Origin of the sequence: Methanopyrus sp. SNP6 (genome assembly GCF_002201895.1) — an archaeon.
Classification (GTDB): domain Archaea; phylum JAADCQ01; class Methanopyri; order Methanopyrales; family Methanopyraceae; genus Methanopyrus.
In genome coordinates, this window is record NZ_CP019436.1 from 1,251,457 (window position 1) to 1,270,849 (window position 19,393).

Below are 19,393 nucleotides of genomic sequence, written 5' to 3' on the forward strand. Positions count from 1 at the left end.
GCGAGTGGCCATTCTGGACGGATACACGGACGAGCCGGCGGGTTTAGGTGTACCACCCTACCTCGGTACTCACCCTAGGTACGCTTACGGCGCAGCCCGGGCCGCGGGAGCCACTGAGGTGCGGTACGTACCCATCGAGCGGGTGAGGTCAGGTGACGTCGATCTGAACAGATTCGACGTCGTGGTAGGTATCTGCGGAGTGCACACGCCTGGGAAGTACCTCGGCGCCCGACCGGCGGACCTCTCCGAGATGCTTCGTATCCTCATCGAGGTCGATGCCGTCACAGTTCTAGGCGGACCCGCGGCTCAGTCCGGGCACGGTCGAGTCGGCGGTAAGCTACCCGAGACCGAGGTCGAGGGCGTGGATATAATCGCCAGAGGTGACGTCGAGGCCGTGGTGTACGATCTAGTTTCCGAGGGCTCGCCTGAAGCCGTCGATCCCGATCGGAGGAGATCGATCGAGGAACTCCGGGAATACTCCGTGAAGGGGGCACTCGCAGCCCGCGAGCACTTGGACTATCCGGACGCGGTGATCGCTGAGCTAGAAACGTACCGTGGTTGCCCACGTTTCATATCTGGTGGGTGCTCGTTCTGCACCGAGGTTCCTAGGTACGGTAAGCCCGATTTCAGACCGCCGGAGGACGTCGTCGAGGAGGTGAAGGCACTGTACAGAGTGGGTGTCCGCAGGTTCCGAGTCGGACGACAACCTTGCGTGTTCTCTTATATGGCAGAAGGGATCGGAGAGACCGAGCGACCCCGACCGAACCCCGAGGCATTAGGGAAGCTCTTCAGAGGAATCTGCACCGTCGCTCCCGACCTCGTGACACTCCACGTGGACAATGCGAACCCGGCAGTGATAGCGGAGCACCCCGTCGAATCCCGTGAGATCGCGAAGGTGCTCGTCCGCTATGGCACTCCCGGCAACGTCGTGGCATTCGGCGTCGAAACATTCGACGAGCGGGTGGCGAGGAAGAACAACTTGAACGTGGAGTCCAAAGAGGAGGTGTTCCGGGCCATCGAGGTAGTAACATCCGTAGGCGGGCACCGCGGCTGGAACGGGATGCCGTACCTCCTGCCGGGGCTCAACTTCGTGTGCGGTCTCATCGGTGAGGACAGGGAGCGTTACCGTCGCGACGAAGATGTCCTCCGAGAGATGGTGAAACGTGGTCTCCGGGTGCGCCGGATCAACGTCAGGAACGTTGTACCCTTCCCGGGTACGAAGATGGAAGAGCACGGTACGAAGTGGCTCGAGCGCAACAGAGAGCGAGTGACCGCGTTCAAGCGCTTCGTCCGGGAGGAGGTGGATCCCGTCCTGCTCCGCCGAGTGCTACCGAAGGGCACCGTCTTGAGGCGCCTCCGAGTGGAACCCAGAGAACCGGAGTTCGCGCGGCAGGTGGGCTCTTACCCCGTGGCTTGCAGGTTGCTCGCAGAGCGGAAACCCGGTGAATGGATAGACGGCTTGGTGGTGGGTCACAGGGCCCGTTCCGTCGAGGTGATCCCGATACCGATACGTCGAGAGGACGGTCCGGACGTCCTAGCGAAGTTACCAGGAGTTGGTGATAGGGAGGCCCTAGATGCGTTCCTAAAGGGTCGGAGACCGCGAGTTCCCTACGCCCTGCGATCCTGGTTCACGTTCTGAATCACCAATTCCACCCACGGAACTTCCACCTAAACCAGATGACCACAATCAAGGAAGTGACGAGTAATCCGATCACCCACTCCCATATCATCTTGTGTGATGGCGCCGGGAAGCTTTCCCTTACCATGGTCACAGGGTTCGACCTCCTGACGGCGTTCGACCCGGGAGTGGACTCTCCGCCCGCGTGTCTAGTCCTCACTAGTTCGTGAGTGAGCTCGGTCGTAACCCTTCCTCCGGAAGGTATCCGACCGTAAAAGACCTCACCAACCGTCGACACCACTGTCTTGCACATCGACTTAAAGTTCGATCCGACCACTGTGAGACCGATCCCTAGTGGGGATTTAGTGGACATCGACCGTTGTGATCTGGACAGGTTACGTCGTCCTACCAGTGCTCGGGATGCCCAACTTTCGATCGCTTTGGCCACATTTGTCGTCGTAATCTCCACCGAGGTGATCCAGTTCCCCACACTTCTGGTGGACTGCTCTGGCACATTATTATTGGAGTTCCTAGACGTAACTACCCTCGACGATGCTATCCCGTTAACAATCTTCGAAGCTATCCGTGGATTGTCCAGTGTGCGGTATGCCTTGACTATCTTCGGAATCATGTTCAAGACATCGTTGAGACCCAAGTATTCCGCCAAATTTCGGACGAACGGCACTGTAGACGGGTTAGGACTCGTGTGGTGGCATGTGGATGGACCGTATCGGGCCGTAACCCCAGCCCAAGTCCTGATCAGGACCTCAAGGGTGTTTCGGTCAGGTCTCCATAGACCTACACGTATCGCCTCCACTAGCCACGATAGTGTCGACTGTACCGCGGCCCATCCGTTCGGAGTGGTTGGCCTGTATCGTTCTAGAGCCGAAAGTACTGTCGACGCCACTTCTGTTAACAGCGTTTGAACCATCGGTCTGGCCTGAGCCATCGTCACCGCGATGCCGACGATATTCTGGACGCGCTTCATCACTTCGTGCCATCCCACATCCGGTCCGTGTGACATCAACGCCTTCCACCAGCTAGGGCTCAACAGTTCCGTTCTTACTTCGATCGCCAGTCGCTCCGCCAGTGTCTGGACGTGCGCGGTGGTCGGGTCGCGTGCGACTGTGAGAAACACCGTCGGCTCCTTCCCTCGGATCGACCTCACGTACGTAGCTATCCCGCCGATCCACGAATAGTAATCGTTCACGTCTATCACGTTGAACGCGTTTACTACCTGATCGATAACGACGTCAATAGTGCCGGCCAGGTACCTGAAGATCTCCACTGCCCTAACGGCTGCCTCATAACCTTCCAGATCCTCCATACGCAGCTCAGGTCCGCTCGAATTACCTAGAACTGAGAAGGCGTACGCCACTCTGGACTCGAACGTCCTCACGATACGCTCTGAGAACCTTTCGTCTACCGACCCCGCTTTCGATACTCCCAACCCCTCAGTGAGTTCGGACCAGCCCATCTCCACTAACCTGTTAACACCAGTCCCCTGGACGTCACCTGGGGGCTCCCCGAACACCCCAGTGGCCGCCAACGGCTCTGGTACCCCGGATCTCAGGAGTTCTAAGTAGTGCTTCCTCCGGTAATTGTACTCGATGGGTTCTTCGGCTCTGGAGACCAGCCGGAACGCGGCCGCCAATAGCTGAACTACTGGTTCGATAGAATCCAATACAGCAGTACACAGCGCCACCACATCTATCCTCGGCCTGTTGATCCACCTACCGTCGACTTTCACCTTCAACTCGCTAATCGGTATCAACCTGATTCCCAAAACCTTTCCACCGTCCGGGTCCCACACGGGTTCGACACCAAGTAGGTACAGGACTTCAGCTATACCGAGTCCGCCGGATGTCAGCTCGTGTGAGGCGAAGAGGATCACTGAAACCGTCTCGGGCCATCTGCCGTGTTCTCTGTAGTATCTGGCTAGCATGTCGTCTACCAGGCGCTTCGCGATCTCCCACGCCTCCGGCGTTGGGAGGGTATACGGGTTGAACGTTACACCGTTCCTACCGGTCGGGTAAGCTTTGGGATTCCACAGAGGTTCTCCGAAACCTCCCGTCGGGACATGGCCGCCCCTCAAGAAGTTGATCAGGCTGTCGAGCTCATATTCACCGGATTTGTACACATGAACGAACTCTCTGAATGCCTCGGCTATGAGTTTAATGATATTCTGGTCGTACTGATCCGTAGTCTTTAGTAGCCCTATTTCAGATAGAACTGATCGATACAATGCCAGCAAACTAGGTTTAAGCTGCTGCAGTATACTATCGGCTTTCGACAGTAATGACGCGTCATCTTTCAACTCTCCCTCGTCCTTGAGTTCAACCCACTGCAACAGAACGGATCGCATGAATGGGTCCGTCCATATCCTGAGGACGATCGATCGAAGAAGCTCGTACGTCCTCATCTTGACCTCATGATAAAAGTCCGGATCCTCGTCCGCCAACCTCCGAAACAGCTCGAGATCGGCCTTTGGGATCAACCCCGAGGTGACCGCTAAGTAGGGAGCGAATTTCGGAGCGAAAAGCAGCGCGGCTTGATCTACTGCTACTCCTGTCGGGAGATTCCCTCCTATCACGTGTAGACCGTAGAACACTTTCTCGTCCCGAAGTGCTAGCAGGTAATCGTGCAGGCCGTCGAGGAACTCCTCCAAGTGTCTTTTTACCCAAGATTCAGGGTCCTTCGGGGGACTCTCCCCGCGCTCCGCGAAGATAGACTTCACAACGTCCTCGAGGATCCCCAGGTCCCTCGTCTTCTTCAGGATCTTCTCCGCAATGAGTTCTCGCACGGTTTCGTCGTACACCGAGGAACTCACGTACTGCGACCACAACCTCTCCAGCTCCGCGTATCTGTGGAAGTCCCTGAAATATCCTGACGGTGGTGACGGATAAGTGATGATAACGGACCCGCCTCGGTACTTAGCCAACGTCCCCTCGCCAGGGTTACTTACGATGTAGAAGTACGCCTGGGGAACGTCCGGGAGCAGTAGGTACGTCCAGTCGGTGATCGTGAGCCCGCGGTCGTGACCCGGAAGGAACTCGAAAGTGCCGTGGGTTCCCACGTAAACTACGGCGTCCGCGTGGAAGACCTTACGTAGCCATTCGTACGTGGCGATGTACTGCCAGTGCGGAGGCAGTTCCCGGGAGTGGTACACTAGCTCGGGACTCCCCGACCAACCACGGACTGGCTGCAGGACTACCGCTACATTGCCGAACCTGAGGGCGGGGACGAGGTACCGGTGGCCATCCGTCATGATTCCAAGATTGTCGGTCACACTCTTCCATGTTCTCAGGAATCCCTCGATCATTTCCTCCACGGTAGCTCTGGCCGCTTCGTACCGATCGGGATCCAACCTGCGGACGATGTCTAGGTACGCGTTCAGCCGCTTTACGACGTCTTCCTCGAACCATTCTCGGACGTTTTCGGCCGGAATCAGTTGGTCACGGGAGACGGAGCATAGCACGAACGAGCGACCGTCGAACCTTATCACCACATTTCCATCACGCACCTCGATTTCTACATCACGTCCGTCGACGTTTAGAGACCACTCACCGTACCCTCCCTCGTACAGATCGAACATCCGTCGAAGCTCTCCCCTGGCCCACGGCCCTACGTTAGCGAGCAGCAGCACCGACCGACGTGGATCGTTAGGATCTATCGCTGAGGATAGCGCGTTGAACACCGCGACGAACACGTCCTCGAGGAACCGTGCCGTCTGCGAACTCTCTCTGTACTCCACGTAGAGTTCCCGAAAGAACCCAGTTCCTGGACCCAGATCGAAACCTTCGCCGGCCAGCCTGGCCAGGATCCGCGCGAGACTTCTCGGGACGTCTAAATACGCCGCTCCCAGCTCCGAGCGTCCAGGGGGGTAGCAATAAACGACGAGCGCTACCCTCTTCTCACGATCCGGCAGCAGCCTGAGTCGGAGCAGGTGTTCGATCAGCCTCCCGAGATCGTCCAGTGTCCCTGGTAACAGCACTGGCTCATCGTCCTTCCCGTTCAACCACAACACACGGTACCAGAAGGACCCCTCCATCTCGGAACCTAGCTGCACCTGGTAGGTCCACTCGAGTGAGGGTCCCGATTTATTGGTCACGTACTCCCCCAGCCCCATGCTGGCGTCCCCGGTGAACGGGAACACCACCTGAATCATCGGTACGTTCAACCTGATGACGGCGTACTCTGCCGGTTTCGGGAAGTTCAGTGTGAACGCACGAACACTGATCACGGCCTCCACGCGCTTGCCCTGCTTTTCCAGCTCGGAAAGTATCTCGAAGGGTTTCACGAACGACGACTCGCAGAAGACGGCGACGGTCCTGACTCCGTACCTCCTCGTGATGCCGTCTAACGCCTCCGTGAGCCGTAGGATCGCTTTCCTCCTAGGACTAACGGCGTCGATCCCGTGGGCGAGCACCAGAACTAGGTCGTTTGGAAGATGAGACGCGAACGCACTCAGATTCATCCCATGAAGGGTATCTATTACCCAACTCGGTAACTTCCGCTTGTATCCGAAGAGTACCACGGTCCCCTTGACTTCCCCGCGAGCCAGACGTTGTAACCAACTCCGGAAGGTCACGATGTCGGGGCGTGGAATCCCATCTATCCATCCGGTCCCAGGGACGTAAGCTGAGAGGACAGTCCTGGAGATCGTCCTAGGCGGTTCCACGGCGTCCGTCGGGAAGGATGGATTCGCTAGCCATAGTAGGAACGTCACAAGGGCGCGCGTATCTCCCGCCGCTAAACACAGCCAGATGTGCGCCGCGACGGCCACCTTGGACTTCACGGGCCGACCGCGGATGACGACCAACGCGCGCTCCGGATCGGACGTCGCAACCACGACCACGCGCTTCGTTGAAGCCAGGGTTTCTGCCAGCACGTCGAGGTCGTCTAGGGCCGCCCCCAGTGTCCTCTTAGACAACTCTCGGACGAAGGACGCTGGAACCGTACCCATACGCTGGATCACCAGTACATCTGCTGATACAACGTCCTTCGAGATCTCCTCCCAGTTTAAGTTTCCAATGCTTACCGGATTCTTCGGAATCCGATGAACGTGGACTTGGACTCCCAGCTCCTTACCTACTTCATCGGCGTTCGGTAGCGGTGTGGTACTCAGCACCGTTATCTCGAAGGCGGAAGCGGGGCCGGAATATAAAATTTGAATTAATACGATTGACATGAAGAATAACACAGCTAACGTGGTTCGTAAATGTTTTAACATTCCCTTGAGTACCCCTGAGCCGAAGTGAGGACTATCTAAATAGATAACCGTTTCGGTGGGGGTGGGAGGGTCTGCGCACGATATCGATGACGGCCCTTATCGTTGCCCTGATGGTGCCGACGTCCGCGTATGCGGTTAGTTGGGGAGAGATCATCGACAAATCGGTTAGGTTCTACTTCGAGATCGATAAGGTAAGGGAACTTGGTGTACCCGTTAAGGAGTTAAAAATGGTTCAGGAAGGCGATTCACTGTACTGGGAAGGTAAGTTCGGAAGATCTAAGTGGGAGACGTCAGGAGAGGTAATTTACGGCAACATGTCGGCCTTATCTGGGATATATCTTGGACTACTTAGCGGAGAAGTAACACCGAAGACGTGGCCCAAACCAGAACGATCTAGGTTTGAGAAAGGTATCACCACCGGACTAGCTAAGATTCTATCACTTCAACAAGAAGATGGTGGTTGGGGATGGAAAGTGGTTTTAACTGAAGGTAAAACTAGATTTCCATCTGGTAAGGGTCACGTCCTGCGTACTTCTCAGGTGTTAGTTCGAGTGTTAATACCGGCACTGAGGTTGAACATTAAGAACGTAAATTACGATGGTACTACCTACGACGTAGTTGAACACGCGCGTTCAGCTGTGAGGTTTCTGATCGACCAGCAGTTGGAAGACGGTGGATATAGCGCCAACAAAGAGTGGTCCACGACCGGAGATCCACTGTACACTGGATGGGCATTGCGTGCGCTGTGCGAGGCATACCGGTACAGGGACCTTCTTAAACTCGACGACGCGACCGTCCAACAGGTAAAAGAGGCGATCCGTAGGGCGGTTGACTGGTTACTCTCTCACCAGGAGAGAGAAGGTGAGCACGTCGGGCTGTGGAAGATGGAGTCTTCAGCCATCATGGGGTCCTCGTACGCACCACCTTCGGAAGCCCAGGTAGTGCTCGCGTTGATCGACGCTTACTCGATATCGGAGGAACTGGGGCTGAATAAGGCCGAGCTTAAGGAGTCGATAGACAGGGCGTTGGAGGCTATCGTGGACTGGGCGCTCAAATACAAGGACATTTCAGTAGTGGAGTTCGACGGGAAGAAGGTCTTAGGGTGGGCCTACTCGTCGACGCGACTGGAGAGTTGCGGTCCGTACCTCGGGTACACGGCCCTCATAGCGGCCACGCTGAAGTTGGCGCGGGAGTTAGGCCTTGGATCAAGAGCCGTAGATAAGATGAAATCAGTCGGAGTAACATTGGAGAACGAGGCGGAGTGGGTAGCTCACGAGTGGAGGGAGACTGACGGGATCGGATACTTCCCGTACCCGAACTCGGAGATGTTCAAGTACGTGACACCGTCGAGCCAGCTTTTCGGACTGATCTGCGCGGTGGCGTTCTCGCACCCCGAAGTGCTGTTGAAGCGCACTACGGCGGACGTCTGGAAGTTGGTGCCTAAAACGAAAACGTCGAAGGTTCCTGTGTGGCCGGTGTTGGCTTTGCTATTCGCACGACGACGCCGCTGACTCCTTCCTTTTATCCGCACTTCTCCCTAACAAGCGGCCGCTGGTAAAATAGGTCCGATAATTTCTCCAGTCACCGTGTTCACAAATTTGAATTACTATTTCTCACATACAGTGTAGAAGTTTAGTTGACGAAAATTCATATTATTTTAATTTAAAAAAATCTGTATGGGCTCCCGAGTCGGGGGTCAGGCATTGAGAACCCACGCGCTCATAGTCGGACTGCTGGTGGCACTGAGTCCAGTTACGGCCAGCGAAAGTCCTAAAATCGCCGTAGTGGTGCCGTATCACGGCAGTTACGATCCGCACTGGGTCTACATGGCTCACGAACTTCCAAGTAAAGTCCAGGAGATTTTGAGTGTGACCTACGACGAATACAAAATCCAAGTGTACCCAGGCAGTTTCGAAACCTACGACACGACCATGGTACAGCTTCAGGGCGGTAAGGAGTACGTCATTCATCAGGAGGAAGTGAACACGGGTGAGGAGGTTCTGAAGACAGAGCTCGGCTACGCTCTCAAGCAGGCTGAGGAGTTCACGAACTCCGGTAAGGATGGTCTGATCGTTGTGCTACCGGCTTTCGTGAATGAGGGAGGACAGCACCAATGCGTGGAAATCCCGGAAGTTATCGATATCGTGCTCGGAGATAAGGTACCTAAATGCGCGATCCACTACGAGCCATTCGGTATCACGGATTGGGACCGCAAAAACGACATCGGTATCGTACCGGAACTGTTCTTCATGAACATCCAAGAAGAGGCCGATAAGGACCTGGTAGGACCGAACGGACAGGGTGACCCCGAAGACGTGTTCTCGACGTACAAGGGCAAGAAACTCCTGGATTTCCTGAGAGACCACAAGGATGAGGTCGGTCTCCTCGAGTTAATGTTCGGTACTCTACGGATAGGTTACTGGGACGATTTCAAGGCGAACGCAATGTACGTGCTGCGTGGTGTCGCCGAGAGGCTCGGTGACTTCCTGGGGACGACAATTCCGGTAGGTGAGGTCGACTGGGCGTTGAGGAACCCGTTCGTAAAGGAGGGTAAGGCTTACTTCTTCGCGTTCCAGAACCCGGAGATCGGTCCGGAGAAGTGGGAGAAGTCGCGCTGGGAGATCCGGTACGAGCAGTTCCAGAAGTTGATGCAGAGTCTCTGCAAGCATGGCGTTAGGTACGTGATCGCGTTCCCGTACACCACAGTGACTGGTATCACAGATCGCAAGCTGTTCGAGGGTAACCCTGAGCACGGCCCCGAGGGTGACGAACCCGAGGCTTATGACTACTCGGAGGCTATTCTGCGGCACTTCGGTGCGGAGTTAGTGGCGGAGACTGTGGCCGATGTGAAGAAGTACACGTACGTACAAGGCGGTCGGAAGAAGACTCGAACGGTGTACATCAACACGAGAATTTACAGGATTCCAAAGGATAAGCTGGGCACTGACGCCGACATGTACGTGATTTACGTGAGGCGCGGTCTGTTGGATGCTCCGAATGCTGTGGAGAAAGTGGCCCGTGTGTACGCCAACTACATCGCCGTTCACCTGCCGACGTGGATGATGGAGTACGAGGCGGCGAAGCAAGGAGTTGGGAAGCACAATCAAGAAACTGGCGCTCAAAGGGAGAGGAAGAAACTTTCAGTGTATCCCTTGATGCTCGCTCTGGCGTTAGCGGTATGCCGACGGCTCGGGTGCCGCTAACGTTTCTCTCCCACGCCCACATCTAGGTAAATGTTACGAACACATTAACGATTTGACTGAGGGCGTCAAGGAGCTTCCGCGAGCTCGTAGGGATCATGATTCACCCTGACTTCCCGTCCCGGACCCGTCAGCTCCACCTCGGGTGCGTACCCTAGGGATTCCAAATCTTCGTACAGGGCCAGATGTCCTGAGAGGTCGCAGTATTCGGCCTCCAGTGCGCCCGCCACGTGAGCCGCCGCCTTTACGGAGATAGCACTTTCCACTTCCGTTAACACGATGATCTTGAACCCGAGCTCTCTAGCCTTGCGTCCAAGCAGCACCACGTCCAAGAAACCCACCTCTTGAACGCTCAAGGCTACCCCCTCGGCTGAGCTCAGCCCGTGGATGTCTCCTTCCGACGTCACACGGACGTAAGTGGGAACATCCGCATCGAACTCCTCCGGCGAGATCACGACTATCTCCGCATCGGACACGGACCGCACTTCCTCGAGGATCCGCTCGGAAGGTTTGTCCGTGAACTCTAGAAGTACGGTTTCGAAGTCCAGAGCGGACACCGAGGACAACCCCGCCGAGTCGGCGCGTACACGGACCACGGTGTACCCGACGGAGAGGTTGTCACGCGCCTCCCGAAGTGCCCCGTGCTTCCCGATCTCGTGGACAGAACACGCGGACTCGATGGTTCTCGGTTCTCCTCCCAGTAGTTCCGCGAGCGGGAGGCCTTGGGACCGGGCTTCGGCGTCCATCACGGCTATCTCGTGGGCTACGGTCGGGTCGAACCCGAAACCGGTCCCATAATGACCCTCCGATGAATAAACTCGGCACACGTAGCCGTCGACGCGACCGGCGGCACCGTTTAAGGTGACACGACGAGTCTCGATAGGTTTCAAGGCAAACCTGCCCCGCTGGGAGGGTGAGAGAGTTGAGCCGGGTTATAGTTGTCGGAGCCGGCAGTGCTGGACGGTCGGTGGCGCGGCTGCTGAACCACGCGGGGTACGACGTCGTAATCAACGATGTCCGCGATTGGGAAGACTTCACTACGGAGGAGCGCGAGTATCTTGAGATTCTAGAGCGCGAGGGCGTCGAAGTGGTTCTCGGGGGACACTATCGAGATCTCTTCGAGTCGGCCGATGCGGCTTTCGTATCTCCTGCGATACCCGAAGATGCCGAAGGTAGGAAGCTCGCGGAGCTGGTTCCTGAGAAGATCACCGTCGAAGATGTTGCCGGACTGTTGAGGGACCTGTTCCCCGTGCCCGCTATCGGGATCACCGGGACGAACGGGAAGACCACCACGACATGGGCGGTGGCACATCTCCTGGAAGCCTCCGGGTACGAGGTTTGGCGGTGCTCGTCTCTCGATAGACACCTCGTCATCGAGGCGATAGTGGAGGGCGTGGTAACGGGCGAGATCGAGGATTACGATGTGGCCGTCGTGGAGCTCCCGCATGGAACGATCAGACTGGCTGCCGGCATCGAGCTGGACGTCGGCGTGTTGACGAACGTCTCACCGGAGCACCTGGACGAGTTCGGAGGTTCCTTCGAGAGGTACGTCCGTCGAAAGCTCACGATAACCGAGATGAGCGAAGTACTGGTGGCCTGCTACGACTGCGAGGAGCTGCGGAAGCGCCTGAACGACGCAGTCTGGTACTCCGTGCGGGATCCCAACGCCGATTATTACGGGAGTAGGGAGAACGGACGCCTTGTGGTAAGAGGTCCTGATGTCTCGGTGGAGGCCGACTTCCACCTGATCGGTTACTACGTCGAGAACTGCACTGGGGCCGTCGCCGCCTGCCTAGAGTTCGGTGTCGATCCTGAGTGCCTCGTCGATGGTCTCGCCACGTTCGAGGGTGTTCCCGGACGCATGGAACTGCTTGGAGAACTCTCGGGCCGTGTCGCCTATATCGACGCGGCGCACAACCCAGACGGTCTGAAGGCGTCGCTTCCATCGTTCCGGGAGCTCGCGGACGAACGGGACAGAAGACTGCTCGTCAGCGTAGATAACCCAGACACTGTGACTGAGCGCGATAAGTTCGAATTCGGGCGGATAGTGGGGAAATACGCGGACTTTATGGCGGCCAGCGGGTACAACGAGACCCTGGAACGGCTCGACCGGTCGGCCGCCGAGGAGGTAGTGAAGGGTGCCGAGTCGGCAGGTTGCGAGGGGGTGGCTGTGGACTCGGTCCGAGAGGCCGCTGAGGAGGTGGCCACACGGTCCGAGGAGGGAGATGTACTGCTCCACGTAGGACCAGGAGTGGTGAACGCGTACGACCGGGTCAAGCGCGCCTTCCTGCGTGGTCTGACTTCGGTGCTGGGGGGACCTTCGGATGAAGCATGAGATCATACGGCAAGCTCTCATATACGCCTGCGAGGAGATGGGGGCCCTGCTCCGTCGTAGCGCCTTCTCCCCGAACATTCGCGAGCGGGAGGACTTCTCCTGCGCGATCTACGATGCGGACGGTGAGCTAATAGCCCAAGCGGAACACATTCCGGTGCATCTCGGATCGATGAGGTGGGCCGTACGAGCCGTCTTAGATGAATTCAAGCCCTCAGAGATGGAACCGGGAGACGCCTTCTTGCTCAACGACCCGTACTCCGGAGGTACCCATCTTCCCGACCTCACCATCGTAGCTCCCGCGTTCCACGACGAGCTCATGGCGTTCGCCGTGGTTCGTGCGCACCACGCCGACGTAGGTGGGAAGGTCCCAGGGAGCATGCCTCACGACGCCGAGGACGTATACTCGGAAGGGCTCCGAATCCCCCCGATCAAGGTCGCAGAGGACGGTGAGATCCGAGATGACGTGCTACGTCTCCTCGAGGCGAACTCCCGTGGCGGTGAGGAGCGACGATACGATCTCACCGCTCAGATCGCCGCGGCGTTTCGGGGATGTCGTCAGGTAAGGAGGATCATCGACGAGCACGGATGTGAGGCTTGGGAGAGGGCTTGCGAGTGGTGTAAGGACTACGCCGAGCGTCGAATGCGCGTCGCCATCGAGCGGGTTCCCGACGGAGAGTACACCGGGGAAGATTACCTGGAGGGTGATGGAATCTCGGAGGACCCTGTGCGTATATCCGTGACCGTGCTTGTGGAAGGGGATGAGGTGACCGTCGACTTCACTGGGACTGACGAGCAGACCCGGGGTCCCGTGAACGCGCCTCTGCCTGTCACGTACTCCGCGGTCTTTTTCGCTCTCAAGGCGGCTTTAGACCCGGAGACACCCGTTTCAGAGGGTACGTATAGACCGATCGAGGTGATAGCACCGCGCGGGACGGTAGTTAATCCCGAGCCACCGGCTCCGGTATGTGCGGGCAACGTTGAGACTTCTCAGCGAATAGTGGATGCCATCTTGGACGCACTACGCGAAGCAATCTCGAACTTACCGGCCCACTCGCACGGTTCCATGAACAACGTAGCTATCGGTGGGGCAGGGTTCGCGTACTACGAGACGGTGGGCGGTGGAGCCGGCGCGTCCCCGGACGGTGACGGGGAGAGCGCCGTGCACGTGTACATGACTAACACCGCGAGCACTCCGGTCGAGCACGTGGAGCGCGAGTACCCGATTCGGATCCTCGAGCACACGGTCCGGCGTGGGAGTGGAGGCGAAGGTAAGTACCGCGGTGGTGACGGTATCGTCAAGCGATACCTCGCCTTGGAGCGCTGTCGCGTGACCGTGATAGGTGACCGGACCATGCACCCGCCGCGCGGCGTCGACGGTGGGAAGCCGGGGAAGACCTCTGAGTACGAGGTCGAGCGATCGAACGGGAAGGTGGAGAGGCTCGGCCCGAAAGATTCGACCGTGCTCGAGCCCGGTGACATGTTGGTCGTGCGCACAGCTGGCGGTGGAGGTTACGGGAGCGGGGAGTGACACTGAGAATGGAGATCTCGGAGTTTCAGCGTCTGATGGACGAGCTGTACGGGGAGAAGGATCGGAGGCGCGGTCCCGAGCGGACGTTGCTCTGGCTCGTGGAGGAGGTCGGTGAGCTGGCGGAGGCCGTGCGCAAGAACGATCGACGGGCGGTGCGTGAGGAGTTGGCGGACGTGGTGGCGTGGACGTTCTCGCTGGCCAACGTTCTCGGGATTGACGTGGAGGAGATATTGAAGGAGAAGTACCCCGGTCGGTGTCCCAAGTGCGGTGAGACACCGTGTCGTTGCAGCGAGTGAAGGACGGTGTGCTGACCGCGGATGCGGGACTCGTCGGTGAGGATCTGGAGTTACTGTCCCCGATAACGATCGAAGTCGAGGATGGTAAGGTACGACGGATCGAGGAGGGACGCGAACACGGTGCGGACGACTTCGACGTCGTTCTGCCCGCACCGTTCAACGCACACGTCCACGCCGCTGACTGGGCGTTCCGACACGCTGGCCTCGGGATGCCGCTCGAGAAAGTCGTTGCTCCGCCCGACGGCCTGAAACATCGGCTACTCGAAAAGGTCGGGGAGAGGGAGCTCGAAGCCTCGATCCGGGACTTCCTCCGGACCTCGTTGAGGTTCGGGTGTCCTGGAGTCGCCGATTTTCGGGAGGGTGGTGTCGAGGGCCTGAAGCTGGGCCTTAAGGCGGCCAAGGGCTTCCCGACCTACGTTCCAATGGGCCGGCCGAAAGCCCTCGACGATCCTGAGAGGGTCGAGAAGGAACTTCGAGCCTTGTCAGAGCTGACGGAGTTCGTCGGGGTTCCAGATGTGCACTTGCCGGACGACGTGTTGGAGGCCGTGAGGGACTCCGGTCTCCGGGTGTACGTGCATGCGAACGAGAACTGGCGATCCGTCCGAAAGTGCATCCGTGAACACGGCGTCACCGAGATCGAGCGGGCCGTAGAGCTGCTCGAACCGGAGGGTATCGTCCACTGTGTGATCCTCACGGACCGCGACCGTGAGCTACTGGAGGGCCTGGATCCCGTCGTGGTACTCTGTCCAAGATCCAACGACTACTACAGGCTCGGGAACCCGGATCCCAGGCGATTTCGGGATCTTCGAGTGCTCCTAGGGACCGACAACGGGATGTCCGTGGAACCTGACCCGTGGGCGGAGGCTTACCACGCGTGGATTCGTACTGGCCTCTCACCGCTCAGGGCGCTTCGGGCGCTGACCGTTGAAGCCGCATCCGTCTTCGACCTGCCGATTTTGGAGGAAGGACGGCAACTCTCGGCGGTTGGGTTAAAGGGTCTCCCGCTCCCGGAAACCGTGCTCGAGTCCAGACAGCGTCTGGCCGCTCACGTCCTACAGTTGATCAAAACGTCGAGGGTCCACGTGCTGTTGGGGGTCGAGAGTTGACCAGATATGTCGTGCTCCTCGACGGATCCGAGGCGTCTTTCGAGGCGCTGGAGCACGCGCTGGAGGAGGCGGATGAGGTGATAGGAGTTTACTTAATCGACTGTCGGGCGTTCAAGGGACTGAACGAGGACATGGCGAGAGCGCTGGAGGAATTCATGCGGCAGGAGGCGGAGCTGATCCGGGAGACTGTCGAGAGGCGCGGTGGGGAGTTCGAGATAGTGCGAGGTGAGGGTCCCGAGGCCGTGATGGAGTACGCCAGGGAAGTGGGTGCGGATGCCGTGGTGGTAGGCGTGGGTCACATCCCAGGGTTTGAGGATATAACGTTCCGACGGGGGATCGAAGGGCACGTGAAGGACGTCCCCGTGATCCTGGTACCTTCACGTTAACTCCTTACCCATGTAAGGGCCGACGCGCTCGTATCCGAGCTTCCGGTAGTACTCGCGCGTTCCGATGGCGCTGATCACGATGATCTTGTCCGCATCCAGCTCGCTGGCGGCGAGCTCCTCCGCCTTCCTCATCAGTCGCTCGCCGAGACCACGATGTTGAACTGCGTCCGTGTCCCGCTCGCCGATAGGCACCGTCGGTCCGACTACCTTAAGCTCGCGTACGACGGCTGTCTCGGGGTCGATCTCCGGTCTGTGTGCTAGTTCCGTTGGCCTCCTGAGCCTCAAATAACCGAGTATAGCGTCTGCCTCCGGGTCCTCGTACATTAGGAAGTAATCCACACCTCCCTTCCACGCACGTTCTCTGATGATCCTGAGCTCGGCTCGCCTTGGATCCACCTCAACGCCTTGACGCATCTTGTGGCCCGCCTCTCGGCAACGGATACACCGGCACTCCCAGCCCTTCTCCTCTAGGTAATCTTGAACGAGTTGGCGTAAGTTCGTCTTCCGGATGCCGGCGGCGGCCAGATGGGCTGGAATATCACGCTGAACCCGCATGATGCGGCAATACTCCGGTACGTAGCGGTTTTTCGCCTCGGCGATGACTTTCACCGCGGTTTCCTCATCGTACGGCTCGTACTCGCCACGTTTCCACGCGTCGTACAGGGGCGTATCCTCGAAGACCATACACGGGTAAATCTTCAGCATGTCCGGCTTGAACCGGGGGTCCTTGAACAGCCGCTTGAACATCCTGAGGTCGCGTTCGGGGTTCGAGCCCGGAAGACCTGGCATAATGTGGTAACATACCTTCAGACCGGCGTCCTTGAGGATACGTGTCGCCTCGACGGTGTCTTTCACGGTGTGACCGCGGTCCACGCGCTTCAATATGAAGTCGTAGATAGTCTGGACTCCCACCTCAACCCTGGTAGCACCCAGCCTGAGCATGCGGTCTACATGCTCCTCCTTACAGTAGTCGGGCCTCGTTTCGAAGGTGATCCCCACGGGTCGACGTTCCGAAGTCTCTGCGCACTTCTGCGCTTCCTCGATCGTGAGCGCGTCCTTCCCGGTCATCGCGTTTAGACACTCCCGCACGAACCACTCCTGGTAACACAATGGTGTCGCGGGGAACGTACCTCCCATCACGATCAGCTCGATCTTGTCGGTTGGGTGGCCTGAGATCTCCAACTGCCGTATACGCGCCTCGACTTGCCTTCTCGGGTGGAACTCGTGCTCCTTAGCCCGACGGCCGGCCGGCTCCTTACCCGTGTAGCTCTGTGGCACGCCCTTCTCAGGTCCACCCGGACAGTACGCACAGCGGCCATGTGGACACGGATAAGGCTTCGCCATCACCGCGACGACGGCTACGCCCGAGATAGATCGGACTGGTTTCTTCACGACGATCTCTCGGAGCTCTTCGCGCTCCTCGGGGGTCGCGCGTTCTAGGATGTCCGCATCTGTAGGGAACTTCGAAAGACCGTATTCCCTGCAGACTTCGCGTTTGGCCTCCTGTAGCTCACCTTTCGTCCGGATCTCACCTGACAGCATCTTCTCCACGAGTTCGCGGCACGCTCTGTCAAAGGCATCGTCCTCGGACATGTCTCTCACCCCCGCGCGGTTCTACGGCACCGTAGTGGGCGCAACACATTTAATCGATCGTCGGGTGGAGTACGGCTGGCGCCCGGGTGGAACTAGTGAAATCCACCAGTGAAATCCGGCGTTTGTGGGGATCGCCGCGGCAGCTCAGCCTGGTTAGAGCGCCGCCTTGGTAAGGCGGTGGTCCCGGGTTCAAATCCCGGCCGCGGCTCCAGCTCGGTTCGTTATGAATTTTATAACGTTCACCGGAGCGGTGGGGCGCGGTTCCGTTAAGGTTGTGGGGAATCCCACGTGCTGTCTCCTGAGATGATGGTCCCTACCTCACTCGACCATAGGTGTGCGCTCTGATGCGTCCGCTGTCTATATCGTGATTTCGACGATGGCCTTGGATCCCTATCGGGGGTCGTTGTCCATGGTCCCTATCGGCTTAGGGTACAAGCTGGCGTACAAGGGCGCTAAACTGGGATTCTGGAAGTGGGGAACCACGGTGAAGACGGGGTTCTTCTCATTGGTACTCCACTCCTTGATCTTCGGACCTCTGGGTGTGGCGATTGTCATCGCCACACTCTTCCATGAATTAGGCCACTACCTGGCGTGCAAACTGCTCGACGTTCCCGCGTCTCCTCCGGTGTTCCTTCCTTTCGGAGGTGCGTTCGTTCAGCACGGGTGGACGGATCCGGATGAGGAGGTGTTCATCGCGGCGGCCGGGCCCTTCGGTGGGGCTCTGGCCGGAATCCCGCTCCTGGTAGTCTATCCAAAGGCAGCCGTGTGGAATGGGATGATACAGCTGTTTAACCTGCTTCCCATACCACCTCTGGATGGAAGTAAGGTGCTGCGTGGGCTTTGGATGCCCAGTCCGACAGCGTGGATCGGCGTGTTGACGGCGGTACTCGCCGCAGCCATCTCGATGGTATGCATCCTCATGGGTTTGCACGCGTAGTGTCCGCCCGGGGTAACCGACCCGTTCGAGGATACGTCCCGGTAAGGTTCGGATCCTCACTGTTTCCTCGATCGCACAGACCCGACATCCAGCCCTGAGGAACTGACGCTCGTCACGGTACCGTCCCTCGTCCAGAACCTCCGCCCGTATTTCCTCAAGGAGGTATCACGAGGTAGGTATCTTGAGCCTCTCACGTCCACAGAGGACGTCTGCGAGTGCCATCCTGGCCAGACCACGGGCCAAGTTCTCGACGGCCAGCTCGTCACGAACCCTGGCCATCTCACGTAGTCTCTCTACCAGCTCCGAAGCCGTACGCCTGGGTGAGTCCGAGTTCCGGTACCGCTTCGCGTAAGGGCATTCGGGCTCAACCTTCGGGAGACTAAGTCTGGACGTCACCTCGTGATACACGCGGACAGTCCGAAGCTCGCTCACAACGTACAACGGTCGCAGTAGTAGCGCGTCGTCCTCCTCCAGCAGGTCCGCCGGCGGGAAGGTGCCGGCGTCCTGCCTTCGGTTCACGCTCATCATTAGGGTCTCGATCGCGTCTTCGGCAGTATGACCGTAGACTACCACGTCATGTCGCTCCGCGAGGATTCTACGCCTGATCGCCGAGCAGATTTTGCACGGTGGCTTGTTCAGCTCCTCCGATAGCTCAGCCACATCTTCCTCGGTGTGGACCAGCTCGAACTCGTATCCAAGAGCCTTCGCCATTCGATTGATCTCCTTCCGATAAGGCCGCCAAACGTCCACTCCTCGGACTCTCACGTCCACCGTGACGAGCTTGGGGTTCACGTCCCACTCCCGGAGGAACGGCTCGAGCGCCAGGGCGCAGGTGAAGCTATCCTTCCCGCCGCTGAACCCTATCGCCAAGTCACCCTTTGGCTCGTCGAACGCCTTCTGAACGATCTTCAGCAGACCAGCCACGTTCCGGTATATCCTCATATAATCCTCACCGTAAATCGAGTCGGGAGCGAGAGGGCGTGCGTCCCACGATATCGTCAGCCCTTCCAGTTTGGTCACCTCCATTGCCCAGCCCCCCTCGAACCGCACGACCGCCCCGGAGCCAACCTCCATACGGTAATGCTCGCCATGACGGGAACGTCACCGTGCGAGAACAGTTACACTGCGGTAAAGCTGTACCGTACACGTCGGAACGCGCTC

The 19,393-nt window shown here is 58.3% G+C and carries 13 protein-coding genes and 1 tRNA gene; 10 read left to right on the plus strand and 4 right to left on the minus strand.

Going from position 1 to position 19,393, the window contains the following annotated elements:
* Positions 1–4 precede the first annotated feature (4 nt).
* Positions 5–1,639, plus strand: coding sequence for a radical SAM protein (locus tag BW921_RS06910; protein WP_236953829.1), 1,635 nt, complete (start codon positions 5–7; stop codon positions 1,637–1,639).
* A 1-nt stretch (position 1,640) separates the two neighbouring features.
* Here BW921_RS06910 and BW921_RS06915 read toward each other — a convergent pair whose 3' ends face one another.
* A complete protein-coding gene (locus tag BW921_RS06915) occupies positions 1,641–6,749 on the minus strand; it encodes a cobaltochelatase subunit CobN (RefSeq protein ID WP_210400453.1) in 5,109 nt (1,702 codons plus the stop codon).
* Positions 6,750–6,937: 188 nt separating this feature from the next.
* Between BW921_RS06915 and BW921_RS06920 the strand changes: the two genes are divergently transcribed.
* Complete coding sequence (locus BW921_RS06920) at positions 6,938–8,362, plus strand: prenyltransferase/squalene oxidase repeat-containing protein (RefSeq protein ID WP_148689129.1); 1,425 nt, start codon at positions 6,938–6,940, stop codon at positions 8,360–8,362.
* A gap of 192 nt (positions 8,363–8,554) precedes the next feature.
* Positions 8,555–10,054: a hypothetical protein gene (locus BW921_RS06925; protein WP_148689130.1), complete on the plus strand. Its 1,500-nt coding sequence runs from the start codon at positions 8,555–8,557 to the stop codon at positions 10,052–10,054.
* Between the two features lie 65 nt (positions 10,055–10,119).
* Here BW921_RS06925 and BW921_RS06930 read toward each other — a convergent pair whose 3' ends face one another.
* Positions 10,120–10,941, minus strand: coding sequence for a mandelate racemase/muconate lactonizing enzyme family protein (locus tag BW921_RS06930; RefSeq protein WP_148689131.1), 822 nt, complete (start codon positions 10,939–10,941; stop codon positions 10,120–10,122).
* 32 nt (positions 10,942–10,973) lie between these two features.
* On the opposite strand from BW921_RS06930, the gene BW921_RS06935 reads away from it, so the two are divergent.
* Genes BW921_RS06935 through BW921_RS06955 form a run of 5 tightly spaced genes read left to right on the plus strand, consistent with a single transcriptional unit; the run spans position 10,974 to position 15,702 of the window.
* Positions 10,974–12,386, plus strand: a complete 1,413-nt coding sequence (locus BW921_RS06935) for a Mur ligase family protein (protein ID WP_168168838.1) — start codon at positions 10,974–10,976, stop codon at positions 12,384–12,386.
* Positions 12,376–13,914 carry a hydantoinase B/oxoprolinase family protein gene (locus tag BW921_RS06940; protein WP_148689133.1) on the plus strand — a complete coding sequence of 513 codons (1,539 nt, stop codon included), beginning with the start codon at positions 12,376–12,378 and terminating at the stop codon, positions 13,912–13,914. Before BW921_RS06935 ends, BW921_RS06940 begins: the two co-directional genes overlap by 11 nt.
* An 8-nt stretch (positions 13,915–13,922) precedes the next feature.
* Entirely contained in the window at positions 13,923–14,210 is a 288-nt protein-coding gene (locus BW921_RS06945; RefSeq protein ID WP_148689336.1) for a MazG nucleotide pyrophosphohydrolase domain-containing protein, read from the plus strand.
* Complete coding sequence (locus tag BW921_RS06950) at positions 14,192–15,316, plus strand: amidohydrolase family protein (RefSeq protein WP_148689134.1); 1,125 nt, start codon at positions 14,192–14,194, stop codon at positions 15,314–15,316. The genes BW921_RS06945 and BW921_RS06950 overlap by 19 nt, the downstream gene beginning before the upstream one ends.
* A complete protein-coding gene (locus BW921_RS06955) occupies positions 15,313–15,702 on the plus strand; it encodes a universal stress protein (protein WP_157666121.1) in 390 nt (129 codons plus the stop codon). Before BW921_RS06950 ends, BW921_RS06955 begins: the two co-directional genes overlap by 4 nt.
* On the opposite strand, the gene BW921_RS06960 is transcribed toward BW921_RS06955, so the two are convergent.
* The gene (locus BW921_RS06960) at positions 15,694–17,295 is read right to left on the minus strand and encodes a tRNA uridine(34) 5-carboxymethylaminomethyl modification radical SAM/GNAT enzyme Elp3 (RefSeq protein WP_148689136.1); all 1,602 of its coding nucleotides are present in this window, start codon (positions 17,293–17,295) and stop codon (positions 15,694–15,696) included. The two genes, BW921_RS06955 and BW921_RS06960, sit on opposite strands and share 9 nt — an antisense overlap.
* Before the next feature lie 133 nt (positions 17,296–17,428).
* Here BW921_RS06960 and BW921_RS06965 point away from each other — a divergent pair.
* Positions 17,429–17,506: transfer RNA gene (locus BW921_RS06965), tRNA-Thr, on the plus strand.
* Between the two features lie 198 nt (positions 17,507–17,704).
* Positions 17,705–18,232 carry a site-2 protease family protein gene (locus tag BW921_RS06970; RefSeq protein ID WP_148689137.1) on the plus strand — a complete coding sequence of 176 codons (528 nt, stop codon included), beginning with the start codon at positions 17,705–17,707 and terminating at the stop codon, positions 18,230–18,232.
* 165 nt (positions 18,233–18,397) lie between these two features.
* On the opposite strand, the gene BW921_RS06975 is transcribed toward BW921_RS06970, so the two are convergent.
* Positions 18,398–19,258 carry an ATP-binding protein gene (locus BW921_RS06975; RefSeq protein ID WP_168168839.1) on the minus strand — a complete coding sequence of 287 codons (861 nt, stop codon included), beginning with the start codon at positions 19,256–19,258 and terminating at the stop codon, positions 18,398–18,400.
* Positions 19,259–19,393: the final 135 nt, after the last annotated feature.